The 19,742-nt window shown below is 67.2% G+C and carries 18 protein-coding genes; 7 read left to right on the top strand and 11 right to left on the bottom strand.

Annotation, left to right across the window (positions count from 1 at the left end):
* The first annotated feature begins 1 nt into the window (after position 1).
* Entirely contained in the window at positions 2–1,684 is a 1,683-nt protein-coding gene (gene oppA / locus AB0876_RS29945; protein ID WP_526043711.1) for an oligopeptide ABC transporter substrate-binding protein OppA, read from the top strand.
* Here oppA and AB0876_RS29940 read toward each other — a convergent pair.
* The 5 genes from AB0876_RS29940 to AB0876_RS29920 are packed head-to-tail and all read right to left on the bottom strand — an operon-like array spanning position 1,677 to position 5,258.
* The gene (locus tag AB0876_RS29940) at positions 1,677–2,924 is read right to left on the bottom strand and encodes an alpha/beta hydrolase (RefSeq protein ID WP_526043710.1); all 1,248 of its coding nucleotides are present in this window, start codon (positions 2,922–2,924) and stop codon (positions 1,677–1,679) included. The genes oppA and AB0876_RS29940 overlap by 8 nt on opposite strands.
* A 25-nt stretch (positions 2,925–2,949) precedes the next feature.
* Positions 2,950–3,216 carry a cytochrome C oxidase subunit IV family protein gene (locus AB0876_RS29935; protein WP_044521445.1) on the bottom strand — a complete coding sequence of 89 codons (267 nt, stop codon included), beginning with the start codon at positions 3,214–3,216 and terminating at the stop codon, positions 2,950–2,952.
* Positions 3,217–3,218: 2 nt separating this feature from the next.
* Complete coding sequence (locus AB0876_RS29930; protein ID WP_236732251.1) at positions 3,219–3,737, bottom strand: cytochrome c oxidase subunit 3; 519 nt, start codon at positions 3,735–3,737, stop codon at positions 3,219–3,221.
* 46 nt (positions 3,738–3,783) lie between these two features.
* Positions 3,784–4,455, bottom strand: coding sequence for a hypothetical protein (locus AB0876_RS29925; RefSeq protein ID WP_234789915.1), 672 nt, complete (start codon positions 4,453–4,455; stop codon positions 3,784–3,786).
* A 44-nt stretch (positions 4,456–4,499) separates the two neighbouring features.
* Positions 4,500–5,258: a hypothetical protein gene (locus tag AB0876_RS29920; protein WP_491842345.1), complete on the bottom strand. Its 759-nt coding sequence runs from the start codon at positions 5,256–5,258 to the stop codon at positions 4,500–4,502.
* A gap of 121 nt (positions 5,259–5,379) precedes the next feature.
* Here AB0876_RS29920 and AB0876_RS29915 point away from each other — a divergent pair, with 121 nt between their 5' ends.
* On the top strand, positions 5,380–5,991 hold the full coding sequence (locus AB0876_RS29915; RefSeq protein WP_491842344.1) for a TetR/AcrR family transcriptional regulator: 612 nt from the start codon (positions 5,380–5,382) through the stop codon (positions 5,989–5,991).
* Positions 5,992–6,036: 45 nt separating this feature from the next.
* Entirely contained in the window at positions 6,037–7,257 is a 1,221-nt protein-coding gene (locus AB0876_RS29910; RefSeq protein ID WP_526043709.1) for an acyl-CoA dehydrogenase family protein, read from the top strand.
* Positions 7,258–7,371: 114 nt separating this feature from the next.
* Here AB0876_RS29910 and AB0876_RS29905 read toward each other — a convergent pair whose 3' ends face one another.
* Together AB0876_RS29905 and AB0876_RS29900 are read right to left on the bottom strand one after the other, a co-directional pair.
* Positions 7,372–10,005 carry an AAA family ATPase gene (locus tag AB0876_RS29905; RefSeq protein WP_526043708.1) on the bottom strand — a complete coding sequence of 878 codons (2,634 nt, stop codon included), beginning with the start codon at positions 10,003–10,005 and terminating at the stop codon, positions 7,372–7,374.
* Positions 10,002–11,153, bottom strand: a complete 1,152-nt coding sequence (locus AB0876_RS29900) for a metallophosphoesterase family protein (RefSeq protein ID WP_491842341.1) — start codon at positions 11,151–11,153, stop codon at positions 10,002–10,004. The genes AB0876_RS29905 and AB0876_RS29900 overlap by 4 nt, the downstream gene beginning before the upstream one ends.
* Before the next feature lie 115 nt (positions 11,154–11,268).
* Between AB0876_RS29900 and AB0876_RS29895 the strand changes: the two genes are divergently transcribed.
* Complete coding sequence (locus AB0876_RS29895) at positions 11,269–11,790, top strand: SixA phosphatase family protein (protein ID WP_526043707.1); 522 nt, start codon at positions 11,269–11,271, stop codon at positions 11,788–11,790.
* Here the strand turns inward: AB0876_RS29895 and AB0876_RS29890 are convergent.
* A complete protein-coding gene (locus tag AB0876_RS29890) occupies positions 11,787–12,332 on the bottom strand; it encodes a DUF3558 family protein (RefSeq protein WP_526043756.1) in 546 nt (181 codons plus the stop codon). The two genes, AB0876_RS29895 and AB0876_RS29890, sit on opposite strands and share 4 nt — an antisense overlap.
* Entirely contained in the window at positions 12,332–12,925 is a 594-nt protein-coding gene (locus tag AB0876_RS29885) for a DUF3558 domain-containing protein (protein WP_491842338.1), read from the bottom strand. The genes AB0876_RS29890 and AB0876_RS29885 overlap by 1 nt, the downstream gene beginning before the upstream one ends.
* A gap of 116 nt (positions 12,926–13,041) precedes the next feature.
* On the opposite strand from AB0876_RS29885, the gene AB0876_RS29880 reads away from it, so the two are divergent.
* The 3 genes from AB0876_RS29880 to AB0876_RS29870 are packed head-to-tail and all read left to right on the top strand — an operon-like array spanning position 13,042 to position 18,878.
* Positions 13,042–14,787, top strand: coding sequence for an ABC transporter ATP-binding protein (locus AB0876_RS29880; RefSeq protein WP_526043706.1), 1,746 nt, complete (start codon positions 13,042–13,044; stop codon positions 14,785–14,787).
* Entirely contained in the window at positions 14,784–16,676 is a 1,893-nt protein-coding gene (locus tag AB0876_RS29875; RefSeq protein WP_491842336.1) for an ABC transporter ATP-binding protein, read from the top strand. The genes AB0876_RS29880 and AB0876_RS29875 overlap by 4 nt, the downstream gene beginning before the upstream one ends.
* Before the next feature lie 36 nt (positions 16,677–16,712).
* A complete protein-coding gene (locus AB0876_RS29870; RefSeq protein WP_526043705.1) occupies positions 16,713–18,878 on the top strand; it encodes a molybdopterin-containing oxidoreductase family protein in 2,166 nt (721 codons plus the stop codon).
* Here the strand turns inward: AB0876_RS29870 and abmR are convergent.
* Positions 18,875–19,414 carry an ATP-binding transcription factor AbmR gene (gene abmR / locus AB0876_RS29865; protein ID WP_491842334.1) on the bottom strand — a complete coding sequence of 180 codons (540 nt, stop codon included), beginning with the start codon at positions 19,412–19,414 and terminating at the stop codon, positions 18,875–18,877. The genes AB0876_RS29870 and abmR overlap by 4 nt on opposite strands.
* Positions 19,415–19,491: 77 nt before the next feature.
* Positions 19,492–19,695, bottom strand: a complete 204-nt coding sequence (locus AB0876_RS29860; RefSeq protein WP_055116284.1) for a hypothetical protein — start codon at positions 19,693–19,695, stop codon at positions 19,492–19,494.
* Between the last annotated feature and the right edge of the window lie 47 nt (positions 19,696–19,742).

Raw genomic sequence — 19,742 nt, 5'->3', positions numbered from 1 at the left:
CATGAACGGATTCCACATCCGACGATTGGCTATCGCCACCGTTGTTGCCGGCCTCGCTCTCACCGGATGTTCCGGCGGTGATCGGGAGACCCCGTCGGCCGGCGGTAACGCCGAGGTCGGCAGCACCAACGACATCAATCCGCAGGACGTCGCGAACCTGCGCCAGGGCGGCGATCTGCGTCTGGCCCTGACGGAGTTCCCCTCGAACTTCAACCCGCTGCACCTCGACGGCAACACCGGCGACGTCGGCGCGCTCACCAGGCCCACCATGCCCCGAACGTTCGTGATCGCCGCCGACGGATCGGCCACGGTCAACACCGACTACTTCACCAATGTCGAGATGACCGGCACCAACCCCCAGGTGGTCACCTACACGATCAACCCCAAGGCGGTATGGACCGACGGCACACCGATCACCTGGGAGGACATCAAGTCCCAGACCGAGGCCAACAGCGGCAAGGACCCGGCGTTCGTGATTGCCGCGCCCAACGGCTTCGAGCGGGTGGCCACTGTGACCCGCGGCGTCGACGACCGCCAGGCCGTGATGACCTTCGCCAAGCCCTACGCGGACTGGAAGGGCATGTTCGCCGGGAACGGCCGGCTGCTGCCCAAGAGCATGACCTCCACCCCCGAGTCCTTCAACAAGGCTCAACTCACAGCGCCCGGCCCGTCGGCGGGCCCGTTCATGGTGACCAACATCGACCGGGGCGCTCAGCGGATCACGTTGAGCCGCAACCCGAAATGGTGGGGCACCCCGCCGCTGCTGGATAGCATCACCTACCTGGTGCTCGATGATGCCGCCCGCATCCCGGCGCTGCAGAACAACACCATCGACGCAACCGGCACCGCGTCGCTGGACGAACTCACCATCGCCCGAAAGACCCCGGGGATCAGCATCCGGCGGGCCCCGTCGGCCAGCTGGTACCACCTGACCTTCAACGGCGCACCCGGCTCGATCCTGGCCGACCCGGCGCTGCGCAGCGCGATCGCCAAGGGCATCGATCGTCAGGCACTTGCCAACATCACCCAGCGGGGCCTCACCGACAACCCGGTCCCGCTGAACAACCACATCTTCGTCGCGGGCCAGCAGGGTTACCAGGACAACGCCGCGTCGGTGGCGTTCGACCCCGAGAAAGCCAAGGCCGAACTCGACGCGCTGGGCTGGAAAGTGCCTGAAGGACGGCAGTTCCGCGAGAAGGACGGCAAGGAACTCGTCATCCGCAACGTGTTCTACGACGCGGGCAGCACCCGGCAGGTGGCCCAGATCGCGCAGAACATGCTCGGCCAGATCGGGGTGAACCTGAAGCTCGACACCAAGCCGGGTACCGGATTCTTCACCAACTACATCATCAAGGGCGACTTCGACATTGCCCAGTTCGCCTTCCTCGGCGACGCTTTCCCGCTGAGCTCGCTGACCCAGATCTATGCGCAGGACGGGGCCAGTAACTTCGGCAAGATCGGCAGCCCGGAGATCGACGCCAAGATCGAGCAGACGCTGGAAGAGCTCGACCCGGCCAAAGCACTGACGCTGGCCAACGAGCTGGACAAGATGCTGTTCGACGAGGTGTTCAGCCTCCCGCTGTTCCAGTCACCCGGAAACGTCGCAGTGCGCAGCAGCCTGGCCAATTTCGGGGCCCCCGGCCTCGCCGACACCGACTACACGAAGGTGGGCTTCCTCAAGTAGTCCCATGCGATCTCGCAGTGGGAACGGCCGACTCCACGACGGTGGCCACGGTGATCGCCGACACCGCCACCCGGATGGCCGGACGAGCGGGCAGGGCATCCAGTTCGTCGGCAGTGGCCGAAAGTTGTTCGGCCACACCGTCGCGCACAGCACGGATCACTGCGAACGCCGCCCGCTCCCTGGTGTCGATCACGCTGTGCACCACCGTCGGCATGGACACCAGCACGGCACCGGGCACCAGCTCCGCGATGTGCTCCGCAACGGCCGGCGGGGTGGTCAGGTCCCGGCCACCGGACAGTACGACGGTGGGCCAGTGAAAGTCCGGTAGCTCGGTGAGCAGGTCGAAGGGCTCGGCCTCGAAGGGTTCGAAGAACTTGGCGCTGCCGATCATGTCGGCCATCTCCAGCGCCGGGTCCAGCGGGAGGCCGTCGGGCACGCCGGCATAGTTCAGTTCGCGGAAGGCGATTCGCCCGACGAGGTCTACCTCGTTGCGGTACGGCGCTTTTCGCGTCGAGAGCCGGCTCAGCCGGGCGAGCCCCGACCAGACCATCGTGCGGCCGCGCAGCAGCAGGTCGAGTTGGCGGTCCAGCAGGGCGGCGCCACCGAACCCGTACAGCAGACCGGCCAGTTCTCCTCCTCTGGTCGCCAATGCCCCGCCGGCCACCAGGCGCCGGACCTTGGGCGCCAGGTCCGCAGTGTCCGGGTCCGTACCGTCCCAAAGGAGACCGCGGACGGCACTGCGTACCACTTCGATATCGGCGGTGGACAGCAGCGGCGAGTCCAGCACCATCGCCGCGACCCGGTCCGGATGGCGGACACCGAAACCGGCGGCGATGTAACTCCCGTACGAGGTGCCGTACAGCACCGCCTCGTGCACGCCCGCGTCGTCGAGCACCGCGGCGACGTCGTCGACCACCTGCTCGACGGTGATGGCCGCCGGCGGCAGATCCGCACCCGCATCGGTGTGGCGCGACATCCCGATACCCCGGTGCTCGATCATGATCACGTCGAATCCGGCCGCAGTCGCACGTCTGCGCAGCGCACGGTAGGGCTGGATCGACGCGACGCCGGGGCCTCCCGGAATGATCACCACCGGGTGCGCCGACTTGCGGCCGGCCCGCACGTAGAACAGGTCGAACAGCTCGTCGGAACCGGGACTGACCGGGCGTCGCACGGCCCGCACTCCCGGTAGTGCGGCAAGCTTGTCGTGCACGCGCCGACGCTTGGCGTTCATCGTCATTGCGTTCCATTGTGCCGCGCGACGCTCAGATCAGATAGATGGTGAAAACCGCCCCGAACAGCACCACCAGCCACCCGTCGGTGGCGAGTTTGAGCCACCGTGGCGCGGTCCGGACCTCCATGAACTGCCGGATGATCAAGCGGGACTTGATCAGCGTCAACGCAAGCACCAGCGCGGTGATCGGCACGCTGGCCCGCAGGGCGTCCGAGTACTGGGCCGGCGCCAACCACCAGGATCCGACGGTGATGGCGACCAGCACCAGCCACGTCTGAGTCACAGCCTTGTCGGTCATCGTCACCTCACCACGTACAGCAGGCCGAAGATGATCACCCAGAGCAGGTCGACCATGTGCCAGTAGACGGCGCTCGCCTCCACGACCGATGCGCGGCGTCGGGACGGATTGCGCAACTCCCGCACGATCACGCCCAACACGATGAGCCCGATCAGGACATGGATCAGGTGCACACCCGTCAGCACGTAGTAGAACGAGTAGAACATCTCGGAATTGGTGTGCCCGTTCCTGATCTTGACGACCCATTCATAACCCTTGCAGGCCATGAACATCAGACCGCCGACACCGCCGGCGTAGGTGAGCCGGATCGCCGCTTCGTGCCGCCCGGCGCGCGCGGCCAGCACCGCACGGGCCACCAACCAGGAACTGGTCAGCAGGATCACGGTGTTGAGCACACCGATCGTGATGTCGAGATGCTGTTGGGCCCGGAGGAATTCGTCCGGATACATGGTGCGGTAGATCATGAAGACGATGAAGTAGCCACCGAAGATGACCAGGTCACCGAGCACCATCACCCACATGTGCCCGTCGCCGGGCAGGTGCTCCGACGAGGTCTGTGGCCGCGGATCAGTCTGCGTCACTGCATGTTTCCTCACGCTTGAGGGCCTGCCGGAGCAGCACGATCAGGGCAGACAGCCAGACGGAGAAGACCACCACCGCCCACCAGAAGGCGATTGACCCGTTCCAGGCGAACGGCCCGGACTCGAACACGAACATCTGGGTGGCGATCACCTCGGTGATGATCTGCCAGATCGTCACATAGGCGAACCACGCCGGGAAGATCTGGTTCTTGTCGTAGAGGATGGCGATCGCGAATACCAGGTAGGCCGCCGTGAAACAGCCCAATGAGCCGTTGTAGGAAAGCATTCCGAGGTCATAGAGCAGGCTGATCAATTCCGGGTCACGGTCGGGCCGAAATGCCGCGGTGAGAAAGCACACCGACACCAACAGGAAGCCGGGCAGTGCGCCGACGCCCATGCCTCCGATGTAGCCATAAGCGAACACTGACCCCACCGACATGCGCTTGATCTGGTAGGCGACCAATCCGTTGGTCATCGCCGCCCCGCCGAGCAGGATCAGTAGCAGACAGAAGCCGATCTTGATGGTCAGACCGTGCTCGACGAAGAACGCCACCTTGTCGGCAGCGGTGACATCGGGGCGCGGTGGCGGCGTCACCCGGGTCAGGATGCAGATGATGACCCCGAAGGCGCCGTACCACAGCGGGAAGAACCAGGTCATCAACCGCACGTCGGGCTTGCCCGGCGGCGCCTCGGTCAGCAGTGTCACCGGTCCGCCGCCCGCGCGATGACACCGTCTTGAACGGCCTGGCTGAGTACCGCGCGGCGCAGCACGAAGAACATCACGATGACGAAGACCGCGAAGGCGCCGTTGCGCAGCCAGAAGGCCAGCACGCCGTCCCACGCCAGCGGCCCGGTGTGGAAGACCGCAGCACCCGCAGCCGGGATCATCGCCACCGCGGTGGCCAGCGAATAGTGCCCGACCCAGCGCGGGAACACCGGTTCGGGCCCGTTGTCGAAGTAGACCGCCACCGCCAGCAAGGCGAACTGCGACACCACCATGCCCACGGGAGCGACCAGCACGATCCAGGCCAGGTCGTTGAGCAGCATGATCAGTTCGGGATTGCGGTCCGGGCGAAACGCGGCCACCAGGAAGAAGACGTTGGACAGCGCGAAGATCGTGGCACCGCTGACCGCGGCAGTCAGATAGCAGTAGGCGAACACATGGCTCTGGGTCTTCATCCGCTTCATCTGGACGACGATCACCATGAAGAACGGCAGGATCAGGATCCCGCACAGGTTGAACGTCACCTGACTGAACCGGATCCACGCGGTGTGGTCGGCATAGAAACCGGCAACCTGCTGCGCGCTCCAGGTGGGCGACATGGGTGGCCAGAAGCCGGGGAATGCCAGCGCCGCCACCAGCAGGACCGCGCCGACCGCCGGCCCGGTCCACAGGCTCACCCACTGGGCCTTGATGTTCCCGGCTTTCGGCAGGTCTTGAACCTGCTCCAGGATCTGCACGCCGACCTCCAAATACTGACTTCAGTCAGAACAACTCTTGATCGAAACCGTAGCGGCTCCAGTGCTCAAAGGAAAGACCAGAACTGAGTACAGTCAGTTATTTCTGCCGTAGCATGAGGTCGTGCTCCAGGCCACCCCCCGCAGCCGCAAGGGTCAGCAGACCCGCGAACGGTTACTCGGGGCCGCGATCGCCGAGTTCAAGCGCGGGGGCATGGCCGCTGCCGACACCGCCGCGATCGCGTCCGCCGCGGGCGTCGCCCACGGCACCTTCTTCTTCCACTTCCCCACCAAGGAACACGTCCTGGTGGAGCTGGAACAGCGCGAGGAGGCCCGGATGGCCGCCGAGCTCATCCGACTCTTCGCCGCACCGCACGATGTTCGCGCCACCCTCACCGAATCCGTGCGCATGCTGGAGAAGCTGGAGCGGCGGCTGGGCCGTCCGTTGTTCAAAGATTTTCTGGCGCTGCATTTTTCCACGACCCGCCCGCCCTCGGAGGAATGGGAACACCATCCCGTGCTGGTGGCACTGATCGAAGAGCTCCAGTGCGCCAGGGACGCCGGCGAGATCCCGGACACGGTAGACGTGTTGCACAACGGCGCATCGTTTTTCGCCGGGCTCTACGCACTGCTGATCACCATTCCCGACACCCCCGAGGTGCGGGTCAAGGTGATCGACGAATACCTGACCACCTATCTCTACGGTATGCGGGTGAACGGCTTAGGTTCGGGCTGATCCAAACACGTGCCCAGCGGTAGCCGGTCCGGCTACAACGGTGCCATGACCACCGTCGAGAACGTGACCCATGTCCGGCCCGGAACCCCGGAATGGGATGACCTGCTGGCCTCGATCGCCTCAGGCGCCAAGGACCGCGACCTGAACGACGAGAACCCTTTCGATCAGGTCGCGGCGCTCAAGCGGGCCGGGTTCGGCACCCTGCGCCTGCCCGAGTCCCTCGGCGGCTCAGGATTCACTGTGCCGCAGCTCTTTTCCGCGGTGATCGACGTGGCCAAGGCCGACCCCATCGTGGCCCACATTTTCCGGACGCACTTCTGGTTCACCGAGGAGCGCCTGCGCAATGCCGAGGATCCGGTGTCGGCGCACTGGCTGGGCAAGATCGCCGAGGGCAAGATCTTCGGTAACGCATTCAGTGAGAAGGGCTCATTGGCCGTGGGCAGCCTGGTGTTCAACACCCGGCTGCTGGCCGACGGGGCGAATCCGGGTGCCTTCCGGCTGACCGGCGAGAAGTACTACAGCACGGGCACCCTGTTCTCGGACTATCTGACCGTGACCGCCACCACCGACCACGACTCGGTGGCCACCGTCCTGGTTCCCGCCGACCGCGAAGGCGTGCGGCTCGTCGACGACTGGGACGGTTTCGGCCAGCGCCGCACCGGAACCGGCACCACGACGTTCACCGATGTCACGGTCGCTGCCGACGAGATCCTTTCCGATACCCCGTATGACGCCGAACCTGTTCCGACCGTGCAGTACGCCTCACTGCAGTTGTTCATCCATGCGGTGGTGGCCGGAATCCTGGCCAATGTCGTAGACGACGGCGTGGCGCTGCTGCGCTCCCGCGAGCGCAACTTCAGCCATGCCGTCACCGAGCGGCCCACCGATGATCCTCTGCTGCAGCGGCAACTCGGGGTCCTGGCCAGCACGGCCTACGTCGCGCGGGCTGCCGTGCTGGACGCGGCGGCGGCGATCGGTGCCGCGACGGATTCTGCCGTCGACGGGGTGCCCGACCTGCGGCTCGCGGCGGAAGCTCAGCTCAAGGTCGCCAAAGTGAAAGTGCACCTCGACGACGTCGCACCCGAGGCCGCCACCCGACTGCTGGAACTCGGCGGCGCCAGTGCGGCCTCCCGGCAGCGCAACCTGGACCGGCACTGGCGCAACATCCGCACCATCACCCTGCACAACCCGGTGGCCTACAAGGCCCAGGTGATCGGTCAGAACCTGTTGCACGGCACGCCCCTTCCGTCCAACGCCTACTTCTGATCCCGTGCGTGGCGGGCCACTGGGAAGGCTTGCGCATCGTTTTCTACTCCTGGGTCGTGCTCGGACGAAATCGCGACCCAGGAGTAGTAAACGGCGAGTCCAGGTAGCCGATTTCTAAACCGTCAAGGCGATGTGGTGCGCGCCCTGGATGCTCGCATAACGCTCCGGGCTGCAGGTGAGCACGATGACCTGTCCGTCTCCGCCGACGGCGTCGAATACCGCCCCCATCTTGGTCAGCCGGTCCGGATCGGTGAATCCGAGGGCGTCGTCGATGACGACGGGCACGCTGTCTTCCTTGGCCACCATCGCCGCGCCGGCCAGCCGCGCGACAATCGCCAATTGCTCCTTGGCGCCGCCCGACAGCGATTCGTACGGCACCGTGCGCCCGGACAGCGTGCGGGTCCGGATGTTGAGGTCGCTGTCGACGTCGACCTCGAAATCCTCACCGAAGACGAGCCGGCCCAGCCGCTGCACCTCGAGACGGAACGGATCGGCGTAGCGCTGACGGGTGGCATCGCGGTGGCGCGCCATCACGGTCCGCAGCGTCTCGGCCGCCCGGGCCCGGCGATGCACCCGGAGGTATTCGGCGTGGGCGTGCTCGCGTTCGGTCTCGGCAGCGTCGAGATGCCCCTTGCGTCCCTGGGTGCCGTAGACCTTGAGTTGCGCGGCCAACTCCCGCAGCGCATCGGCCGCCGCCCCGTGTCGAGCGTCCAGCGCCTCCGCGCGACGAACCGCCTCATCGAGTGCGGCCTTCACCGAATCCGGTGCGGTGGCCGACAATTCGGTACGCAACGCTGTCGCGTGGCCTGCTGTGGCGGTCGCTTCCTCCTCAGTCGTCTGAGCCTTGACCGCCAACTCATCGTCGCCGGCCTGCGCACGCTGGACCTCCAACCGGCCACCGGCCACGGTCAGCTCGGCCTGCGCCGTGGTGAGCTTCTCGCGCAGCACGCTGCAGCGGGTCGACTTCTCCGTGAGCTTCTGGGCCGCCGCGGCGATCACCTTGCGACTGGTCTCACTGTCGGCCACCGCCTGACGGTGCGCCTTCACCGCGGTATCGAGTTCGCTTCGGGCGGTGGCGATATCGGTGGGCCCGGCCAGCTCGAACAACCCGGCCTCGTCGGGCTGTCCGGCCCGCAGTTGCGCCAGTCGGGCCCGCAGATCCGCCAACTGGTCATCGCCCGTCAGCGCTTCGACGGTGGCGCGCAACCGATCCCGGCTGCCGACCAGTTCCCGGCGCCGGGTGTCGAGGGCCCGCGCGGCTTCCACGTCGTCGACCCCGGCCGCGGCCAGCGCAGCCGTCAACACGTTCTGTGCCTCGTCGAGACGGGCCTGTGTCTGCGCGGCCGGCGTGCCCGGCACCACGCGGACGGTGAGCACACCGGGCACGGCGATCTCGGTCTCGGCGGTGGTGTTGACCGACCATGGGGTACCGGCCTCGAGAGCAACCCCGGCCGTGTCCACTCGGACATCGAGGTTCTCGACGGCGACGAGTTCGATGCGCGCCGAAGCGAGTTCGGCCTGCCCCGCAGCACGTTCCACCGCCACCGCGGCGGCCTCGATGGCCCGCATCCCCGCGTCGTCGAGCGTGATCCCCGCTAGGTCGCGGTTGTTCCGGTCGAGCTCACGCACGCCGGCGTCGATCCTGCTCAGCCGGGCCGCCAACCGGTCGGCCTCGTCGCGGTCGGTCATCTGCGTGAGGGTGGTGCGGGCGGACTCCACCCTGGCTTCGTGCTCCTGGGCTACCAGCCGAGCCTGTTCGGCCACGGCCTCGGCGGCCTCGTGAACCTCACGGGCGGTGGTGGACTCACCGTCGGCCACACCGAGCGCAGCCTGCAGTTCGGTGATGGTGGTGGCCCGCTCGTCGAGATCGGCGCGCAGCCGTCGGCGTTCGGTGAGGGCAGCGGTCGCGGCGGCCTGCGCAACCCGGGCAGCCTCGGCCACCACCGCGGCCTCTTTGAGCCGTTGCACCAGTGCGGCAACCGCCTCGGCGTCCTTGCGCGCCGCGGCCAGGGCGGCGTGGGCCACTTCGCGCTCACCGGCCAGTCCGGTGACCTCGGCGCTGAGCTCGGCATGCCGACGCACCGCGTCGTCGACCTCCGCCACCGCCGCGGCACATTGCGCCACCTCGCCCTCGGCGGCGGCCAGCCGCTTGGTCACCGCCGCCCACTCACCGGTGGGCCGGCCGGTGGCGGTGAAGTAGCGCAGATACTCCGCGTCGATGCGTTCGACCAGCAACGGCTCGTCCCCGGATAGTGCGACCGCCTCACCGGCGGCCACGTCCAGGGCCCGGGCCAGCGCGTCCGAGCCCGAGAGGTCGACCGGTGCGGTCGAACTGGATTGCAGGACCCGCTGGGCCTGCCACAGGCTGGTGTCCACGGTCTCGGCGAGCATGGTCAGCACCCGCTCGTGCGCCTCGTCCCCGCTGAGCTGCTCGCGCACCGGCGCCAGCACGGTCAGCTGGGTCTCGGCACGCTTGTGAAAGCGCTTGCGGTACATGAAACGGTAAGGACCGGTGGAGATTTCGGCCATCACCTCGGCGCCGACATCGGCATGCGTCGGCTTGACCTGCTTGACTTCCTTCTTGCCCGAGCGGTCTTTGGCCTCGAGCAGCAGATCCAGTGCCTCGATCATCGAGGACTTGCCGATCTCGTTGGCGCCGCTGACCACCACCACACCGTGATCGGGGAATTCGATCTCGCGGTGGGTGACGCCGCGGTAGTTGGTCACGACCAGGCGGTGCAGTTTCATGCCGCACTCCCACGGTCGACCAGGCGCAGCAGCAGCCCCAGCGCCGCCCTGGCGTCGTCGGCCCCGGCTCCTTCGGTACGGGCGGTGGCCACCAACTCGTCCACAGCGGCCGCCGCGAAACCACCGATACCCAGGTCGTCGAATTCGCCGTCGGCAGGCAACACCGCGATCTCGGTGTGCCGCTCCCACTCGGTGAGGGCGGCGAACAATCGGGCGTACTTGTCGAGACAGGCGTCGAGTGCGGCCTTGTCGGTCACGGTCAGTGAGCCCGTCAACGCGAGACGCACCACGGTGCGTTCCTTGTCCGCCAACAGATCCAGGTTCAGATCCAGGTCGGCCACGTCGCGGTCGGTGTCCACCTCACGGCGCAGCGTGACGAAGCGCCACCGGCCCACCCGTTCGGACTCCACCCGCGCCGGACGGTGCGGGGCGGCCTCGTCGATGTCGACCACCAGGACATGCCCCGGGTCCGATTCGATGTCGTCGTAGTTGGTCACTTCGGGTGAACCCGAGTACCAGACCCGGCCCGTCGAACCGACCTCGGTGCGGGAGTGCTTGTCCCCCAACGCCACATAGTGCACGGCACCGCGCGCCAACGCCGACTCGACGGCGGCGAGCCGGATCAGCGACGGCTTGTCCTTGTCCGGATCCAGGATGTCGACGCCGCCGTGGCCCACCACGACCCGGGTGGTGCCGTCGGCGGGCAGGTCCGCCAGCACGTCGCCGACGAGATCCGAAGTGGGCGCCTTGGACCGCCACGGAGCGGCCACGATCTGCAGACCGGGCCGCACCTCGTGCACACCCGCGCGGTCGAGGACCACGACGTTGTCCGGGCATTCCGCGGTGAACAGCGCACTGGTGTAGACCGAGGCGGCATCGAGCGGATCGTGGTTGCCCGGCAGCAGATAGACCGGCACCCCGATGCCACGCATGGCCTCCAGCGACAGGCTGACTTCGCGCGGGGCCAACTGGTTGTGCTCGAAGACGTCACCGGACACCACGACGAACTCCGCACCCGAGGCCGCTGCCACCGGGCCGAGGGCCGCGACGGCCTCCCTGCGCGACGCCGAGTAACGGGGCTGGGCCTCACCGTTCAGGAAGTGCCGGGTCATGCCGAGCTGCCAGTCGGCGGTATGCAGAAAACGCATCGGCCCCGTCCTTCCTGTGTTGATCCCCGTGGGTTCATCTTCCGAGCAAGGCGAGTGTAGGACTGGCAGCCGACAAGTCCGGGGACCTGCGGCGGCATGGCCTAACCTGGTTGGAATGGCCGACCCGATCAGTCCGATCAGAACCCTGCTGCTGATGCGCCACGCCAAGTCGGACTATCCCGAGGGCGTCACCGACCACGACCGCCCGCTGGCGGCGCGCGGCATCAGGGAGGCCGGGCTGGCCGGGGACTGGATCCGGGCCAACTTCGCCGAGGTGGACGCGGTGCTCTGCTCGACGGCCACCCGGACCCGTCAGACCTTGGAACGCACCGGCATCGAGGCGCCCGTGCAATACGCCGAGCGCATCTACGACGCCAGGCCGGGCACCGTCATCGACGAGATCAACGGTGTCGCGTCACGTTTCGGCACCGAGCCCTCGACGGTCCTGGTGATCGGGCACGAGCCGGCCATGTCCGCCGTTGCCCTGGGCCTGGCAGACGGTTCCAACCGCACTGCGGCGGAGAGCATTTCGCTGAAGTTCCCGACATCGGCCATCGCGGTGCTGCGGACCAGCGACCCCTGGGACCAGCTCGCGCTCGGCGGCGCGACACTGGTGCGCTTCCACGTACCCCGCTAGGAGTTGGTGGCCAGCGTCAACTCCATCAGCTTGATGGCCATCGGGCAGGCATCGATCCCGGGCGCCTGCGGATTGACCCACCAGCCGACCACGCCTGCCGCGTCACTGGCGACACCGCAGGCCCCGTTGAGCCCGTTGGGCTTCATGACGATCGAATCGACACCGGCGATCCGACGCTGTTCGATCGCGTACTGCAGCTTCTCGGCCGTCTGACGCTCGTTGTCCAGGCTGCCCTGCTCGTACCAGAACCGGGTGATGTCGACGAGGCCGGCCGGATTGGCCGCCTGCCAGCGACACACCGCGCCGACGAAGGTGCTCTGGATGTCGAGCGGGTCGGCACCCACCGTCTTGGCCAGGATGTCCGTGGTCAGGACGTCGCATTCCTTGAGCAGGTTGGGGTAGGTCTTCTCGGACTTGTTGTTACTGGGGCCGCCACTGGACCCTTCCTTGGCTGCGGCGCCGTCCACGGTGCGCGTGCACCCGGTCAGCCCGGCGAACACGGCCAGCACAGCGAGCGCTCCGGCAGCCCCACGTCGCGTCATCATTTGGAATTCACAATCGACTGGCGGGTCAGCTCCTTGGCGACCTCGCACGGATCGGGATAGGGCTTCTGGTCGAAGCTCACGGACCACTCGATGAAATCGTCGTCGAACTGGATGCCGATCTCACACAGGTTGACGTCGCCGGCCTTGAGCGGGTTCTCCCCGACCGCGATGAAGCCGCCGTGACCCTCGATGTTGATGTCCTCCACGCTGGTCCGCGACAGCTCCTCCGTCTTACGTTCCCGGCCGATCGGGCTGCCCCGGAACCAGGTGAAGGAGAAGTGGGGTCCCAGGATGCTGCCACCCTGCAACCACTGGCAGCCCGAGGAATTGGTCGCGGTGTTGACCAGCCCCTGGACCTGGGTCAACTCCGTCACCGTCTGGTCGGTCACGCCGCCGCAGTGCGGAAAGTGGGGGCCGTGCTGACCCGTGCCACCGGCACTCGGCGACTCGCTCTGCGGAACCTGGGGTGTCGCGGGCTCGTCAGTCGAGCACCCGGCGAACACCGGGACCATTGCCGCAGCCAATACCGCCAAGGCTCTGGCATTGCGGAGTAGTGGCTTGGTGGCCGTGCGGACCGTCACGCCATGCACTGTAGCTGTAACACCTATGCCCCACACCGGCATACCGACTGACCTGGACTTTCACCGAGCCGGACACGGCAGCGGCTGGACACGACCCACAGCGGCCGGTGTGCAAGAGTAGCCAGATGCTCTGGGCGCTGCTGCGACAGTATGTGCGGCCGTACCGGCGGCTGCTCGCCATCGTCGCGGCGCTTCAGGTGATCAGCACCCTGGCGTCGCTCTATCTGCCGACGGTCAACGCCGCGATCATCGACGACGGCGTGGCCAAGGGCGACACCGGGCGCATCGTCGAACTCGGCGGGGTGATGCTCGGTGTCACCGGTCTGCAGGTGGCATGCGCGATCGGTGCGGTGTTCTTCGGATCGCGCGCGGCCATGAGTTTCGGCCGCGACCTGCGTTCGGCGATCTTTCACCACGTCACCACGTTCTCGGCCGAGGAGACCGGCCGCTTCGGCGCCCCGTCGCTGCTGACCCGGACCACCAACGACGTCGGCCAGATCCAGCAGCTGCTGCAGATGACCGCCACCATCCTCATCACCGCCCCGATCATGTCGATCGGCGGAATCCTGATGGCGCTGCACCAGGACGCCGGACTGTCGTGGCTGCTCCTGGTCAGTGTTCCGGTACTGGCCCTGGCGAATTTCTGGATCATCACCCACCTGATGCCGATCTTCCGTCGCATGCAGCGACTGATCGACGGCATCAATCGGGTGATGCGCGACCAACTGTCCGGCATCCGGGTGATCCGCGCGTTTGCGCGCGAACCCTTCGAGCAGCGCCGCTTCGCCGACGCCAACGAGTCCCTGTCGGCCACCGCGCTGGAGGCCGGTCGGTGGCAGGCACTGATGCTGCCCGCCACCACCCTGGTGATCAACGTCTCCAGCGTTGCGCTGATCTGGTTCGGCGGACTGCGCATCGACTCCGGCCACATGCAGGTGGGCTCGCTGATCGCGTTCCTGGCCTACTTCATGCAGATTCTGATGGCCGTGCTGATGGCGACGGTCCTGGCAGTGATGCTTCCGCGCGCGTCGGTCTGCGCCGAGCGGGTCAGCGGTGTGCTGGGCACCCGGCCTCAGATCACCAGCCCACCCGACCCGGTCCGACCGGTGTCCATAGCCGGCGAGATCGAGTTCCACGACGCGTCATTCAGCTATCCCGGCGCCGATCGCCCGGTGCTGCAGCAGGTCTCGATGCGCGTGGAGCGCGGGACCACCACCGCTGTCGTCGGATCCACCGGATCCGGCAAATCCACCCTGCTTGCCATGATCTGCAGGTTCTACGACGTCACCTCGGGCGCGGTCCGCGTCGACGGCGTCGACGTGCGTGAACTGGGCCTCGAACAGCTGTGGTCGTCGATCGGTCTGGTCCCCCAACGCGGCTATCTGTTCTCCGGAACCATTGCCGAGAATCTGCGCTACGGCGCTGCGCCCGGACAGGAACTCACCGACGAACAGATGTGGGAGGCGCTGCGGATCGCGGCGGCCGACGACTTCGTGGCGGCCCACCCCGAGGGGCTGGACCGCTTGGTGGCCCAGGGCGGCATCAATTTCTCGGGCGGGCAGCGCCAACGGCTGGCGATCGCACGTGCGGTGATCCGCAGGCCCGCGATCTACCTGTTCGACGATGCGCTGTCAGCCCTCGATGTGCACACCGATGCCCGGGTACGCACCGCGCTGCGTGAGGTGTCGGCCGACGCCACCGTGGTCATCGTGTCGCAACGGATCTCGACGGTGATCGAGGCCGACCAGGTGGTGGTGGTCGAGGACGGCCGCATCGTCGGCATCGGCACGCACGAGTCGTTGCTCGCCGACTGCCCCACCTACGCCGAATTCGCGGCGTCGCAGGCCATCACTGCCGGAGATCCGCGATGACCGGCCACGTGCTGCGCCGCTCGGGCACGCCTGTCGCACCGGTCGCGCGCACTCGCGACTTCCGCGGATCGGCCCTTCGGCTGCTCAGGCGCCTGGTGCCGCAACGTGGCCTGGCGATCTCGGTGGTGTTGCTCGGAATGGGTGGCATCGCGATCGGCGTGATCGGCCCCCGGATTCTCGGGCACGCCACCGATCTGCTGTTCAACGGTGTGATCGGTCGCGGACTACCTGCGGGCCTGACCAAGGAGCAGGCCGTAGCGGCCGCCCGGGCCCGCGGCGACACGACGTTCGCCGACCTCCTGTCGGGAATGAACGTGGTTCCCGGCCACGGGGTGGACTTTGCCGCGGTGGCCCGCACCCTGGCCCTGGCGCTGGGCCTGTATCTGCTTGCCGCGGTGCTGGTCTGGCTGCAGGCGCAGTTGCTCAACATCACGGTGCAGCGCACCATGGTGGCGCTGCGGGCCGACGTCGAGGACAAGCTGCACCGACTTCCACTGTCCTACTTCGATTCCCGGCAGCGTGGCGAGGTGCTCAGCCGGGTCACCAACGACATCGACAACATGCAGAGCTCGGTGTCGATGACCATCAGCCAACTACTGACTTCGGTGCTGACCGTGTTCGCGGTGCTGGTGATGATGCTGACCATCTCGCCACTGCTGACCCTGCTCACCGTCGTCACCGTGCCGCTGGCGCTGTGGGCGATCCGCTGGATCACCCGTCGGTCGCAACCGTTGTTCGTGGCGCAGTGGCGCAACACCGGCCGGCTCGCGGCCCACATCGAGGAGACCTACAGCGGTTTCACGATCGTCAAGACCTTCGGACACCGGGAGGCCGCCCAGCGGAAGTTCGACGAACTCAACGACGAGGTCTACCGGTCCAGCATCGGGGCGCAGTTCTTCTCTGGACTCGTGGGACCGACGACGATGTTCATCGGCAACCTCAGCTACGTGGCCGTCGCCGTGGTGGGCGGGTTGCAGGTGGCGACCGGACAGATCACGCTGGGCAGCATCCAGGCGTTCATCCAGTACGTGCGGCAGTTCAACCAACCGCTGGGCCAGGTAGCCGGGATGTACAACACGCTGCAGTCCGGAATCGCCAGCGCCGAACGGGTCTTCGAACTGCTCGACGCCGACGAACAGTCCTCCGAACCGGTCAGCGCCCTCGAGATCCGCAGCGGCCGGGTCGAATTCGAGCGCGTGAACTTCGGCTACCTGCCGGACACCCCGGTGATCGAGGACCTCTCACTGGTGGCCGAGCCGGGCCGCACCGTGGCGATCGTCGGCCCCACCGGCGCGGGCAAGACCACGTGCGTGAACCTGCTGATGAGGTTCTACGACGTCGATTCCGGCCGGATCCTGATCGACGGTGTGGACATCTCGACGGTGAGCCGGCAATCGCTTCGGTCCTCGATCGGCATGGTGCTGCAGGACACCTGGTTGTTCGGCGGCACCATCTACGACAACATCGCCTACGGCCGGCCCGACGCGTCCGAGGACGAGGTGATCGAGGCGGCCAGGGCAGCCTACGTGGACCGGTTCGTGCACACCCTGCCGAACGGATACGACACCCGGGTCGACGATGACGGCGGTGCCATCAGCGCCGGTGAGAAGCAGCTGATCACGATCGCCCGCGCGGTGCTGGCCCGGCCGAAGGTGCTCGTACTCGACGAGGCCACCAGCGCGGTGGACACCCGCACCGAACTCCTGATCCAGCAGGCGATGGCCGAATTGCGCCGGGACCGGACGTGTTTCATCATCGCCCACCGGCTTTCGACCATCCGGGATGCCGACCTGATCCTGGTGATGGACGCCGGCCGGATCATCGAGCGCGGCACCCACGAAGAGCTCATGTCGCGGCACGGTCGGTACTGGGAGATGACGCAGGTTTAGCACCACAATTCCATTACAAATTGTAGTGTCACTGTAATGACGACCCGTACCGTGCACACGTTCTGCCGGTACTGCCTGGCCTCCTGCGGCCTCGAAGTGACGGTCGAGGACAATCGCGTCGTCAAGATCGGCCCCGACAAGCTCAACCCACACACCTGGGGTGATTTCTGCGCGAAGGGCCGCACCGCCGGCCAGGTCGTGGAGCACCCGCGGCGCATCGTGGCGCCGATGCGCCGGGTAGGTGACGGCTACGTCGAGGCGAGCTGGGACGAGGCGATCAGCGACATCGCCCAGCGCATGAACCGGATCATCGACGCCGGGGGCCCGGATGCGGTGGCCGCCTACTACGGCAATCCGGCCGGCTACTCGTCCTCGAACCTCGTATTCATGAATGCCTGGTTGGACGCCGTCGGCACGTACAACCGCTACGCGGTCGGCTCGGTGGACCAGAACGCGCTGCACGTGGTGGCCGAAGCCATGTACGGCTCGCCATTGATGGTGCCCGTCTCCGATGTCGACAACTGCGACTACTTCCTGATCATCGGCGCGAATCCGGCTGTGAGCGCGTGGAACTGGGTGGAATCGGTGCCGGGCGGCTGGCGCCGGGCACTGGCCCGCCAGAAGCGGGGCGCCCGCATCGTCGTGGTGGACCCGATCCGCACCGAGAGCGCGCAGTCCGCCGACCTCCATCTGCCCGTGCGCCCCGGTACGGATTGGGCGCTGCTGCTGGCGATGGTCAAGGTGATCCTCGACGAGGGTCGCGAGCACCGCACCGACTGTGCCGAGCTGGCCGTCGGGGTGGCGGACCTACGTGCGCTGACCGCCGGAGCCGACCTCGACGACCTGGCGGCACGCTGCGACGTCGCTCGTGACGTGATCGAGCGGGTGGCTCGCGAATTCGCCTCGGCGCCAGGGGCGATGGCCATCACGCGCACCGGGGTCTCGCTCCACGCCGCCGGCACCGTGGCGGAATGGCTCGGGCATGTGCTCAATCTGATCACCGGGCGGATGGACCGTCCGGGTGGTCGTCGCTTCGAGCCGGGCTACGTCGACACGCTGCGGCTGGCGGGTTTGGCGGCCACCCGCCCGCACACCAGCCGGGTGGCGGGGCGTGAGCTGGTCGCCGGGGCCCACGCGTTGGCCGAGCTGCCCGACGAGATCACCACGCCGGGTCGCGGCCAGATCCGTGCCCTGCTGATCAATTCCGGCAACCCGGTGATCTCGGGGCCCGACGGGGCCAGGCTCGACGAGGCCCTGGGCCGGCTCGACCTGCTCGTGGCCATCGATCTGGTGCAGCGCGAGAGCCACCGGCACGCGCACTGGCTGCTGCCCGCGGCGCACTGGCTCGAACGCGACGATCTGCTGGCCTTCACCAGCGGTATGCACGACGAGCCGTACGTGCAGTACGGCGGGAAGGCCGTCGAACCACCGGCCGGCGCCCGCGAGGAGTGGCGGGTATTCACCGATCTGGCGCTGGCGATGCGCCGCCCGCTGTTCGGTGCCAAGGGCTTCAACGGGTTCATCCGCGCGACCCGCCGGCTGGCGGAGCGAACCCGACGGCCCGGGTTGGCCTTCGGGCCGCACTGGCTGGACCGGCTGATCATCCTGACCTCGCGCAAGGTCGACGGGCACAAGCTCACCTGGCGCGAGCTCAAAGCCCATCCGCACGGCCTGGTGCTCGGCCCACGGCAGTTCGGCCGCTTCCGCGAGGCGTTGCGCACCCCGGACCACAAGGTTCATGCGGCTCCCGCCGAGTTCGTGGCACGAACCCGTGAACTGCTCGCCACGCCGGATCCCGAAGCACCGGAGGAGTTCCCGTTCCTGCTGGGCAACCGGCGCCGACGGCATTCGATGAATTCGTGGCTGAACGAACTGCCCGGCCTGCATCCGGACGGCAAGGGAAACGAGGTACTGCTGCACCCGGAGGACGCCGCCGCGCTGGGCATTGCGTCAGGCGACCGGGTTCGGGTGTTCTCACCGACCGGACGGCTGGAGGTGACCGCAGCCCTCAGCGACCGGCCGCGTCGCGGGGTCGTCGTGCTCGATCATGGTTGGGGCTCAGGGGTATTCGACCCCACTCATGGCGGCCCGCCGGACACCTACGGGGTCAACCGCAACCTGCTGGCCGACCGGACATCGATAGATCCGCTGTCGCAGACCTCGGCACTGGGCTCGGTTTACGTGGGAGTCGAGCGACTCTAGGCGCCGGGACCCTCGGCACGTAGATCGTCGACCGCCTTCATGGCGTCACGCAGCTTGTCCAGCCACTCCTCGGTGTGCTGACCGACCAGGCGCACAGACCAGGCCAGCGCGTCCGAGCGGGACCGCGCCACACCGGCATCGACCAGGGTGTCGAGTACCTGACGCTCGGGCTGCTTGAGCCGCGTCATCACCGGTACGGCGATGTGCGTGAACAAGATTCGCTCCACTTCGTCGCCGTCGCCCACCTGGGTGCCTATTTCCACGCCCCAGGAGACCTTCCGGTCGAAACGGCCCTGCGCCTCGTCGGCGATGCGCATGCGCTCACTGCGCGTCTCCTCCCGGAACCGCGAGGCCCGCCCGGAGGCCCGGGCTTTGGTCTCGGCTTCGTCCGGATCAGGAAGCCGGCCGATGACGGTGATCTCTTCACGGTCGACGATCACGGTCGGATCGCCGGTGAACCAGGTGTCGGGCAGTCGGCCCGCGAACCACTCGGCGGCCTCATCCGCAGACCGGCGATGGTGTTGGTGTTTAGTCATGATTACATGATTACACCGTTACACCGCTGGTGGGACGGCGTTCACCACCGGCGAACGCCAATTGTTGGTTTTCCGGTCTAGTTGCGCTTGAGCAGCAGTGCGGCTCCACCCGCCAGCACCAGGGCGACCAGCAGCAACCCCGCCCAGCCCGGGCCGGCGATCCACCACACGGCGCCCAGCACGATGATCACCGGTGACACCGCGAACAGCACCATGCCGGGGTGCTGCTTCAAGACCGCGAGCGCACCCTGGGCACGGAGCGGGTCGATTTCCTTTGCCATGGCACCAGAATGCCAGGGGTTGGCCCCGTTCGTAGCGACACCGCTCA

Origin of the sequence: Mycobacterium sp. NPDC049093, from assembly GCF_040704635.1 — a bacterium.
In the GTDB taxonomy this organism is placed as follows: Bacteria; Actinomycetota; Actinomycetes; order Mycobacteriales; family Mycobacteriaceae; genus Mycobacterium.
Note: the sequence above shows the minus strand (reverse complement) of the source record. Positions and strands in the feature narration are given on the sequence as shown.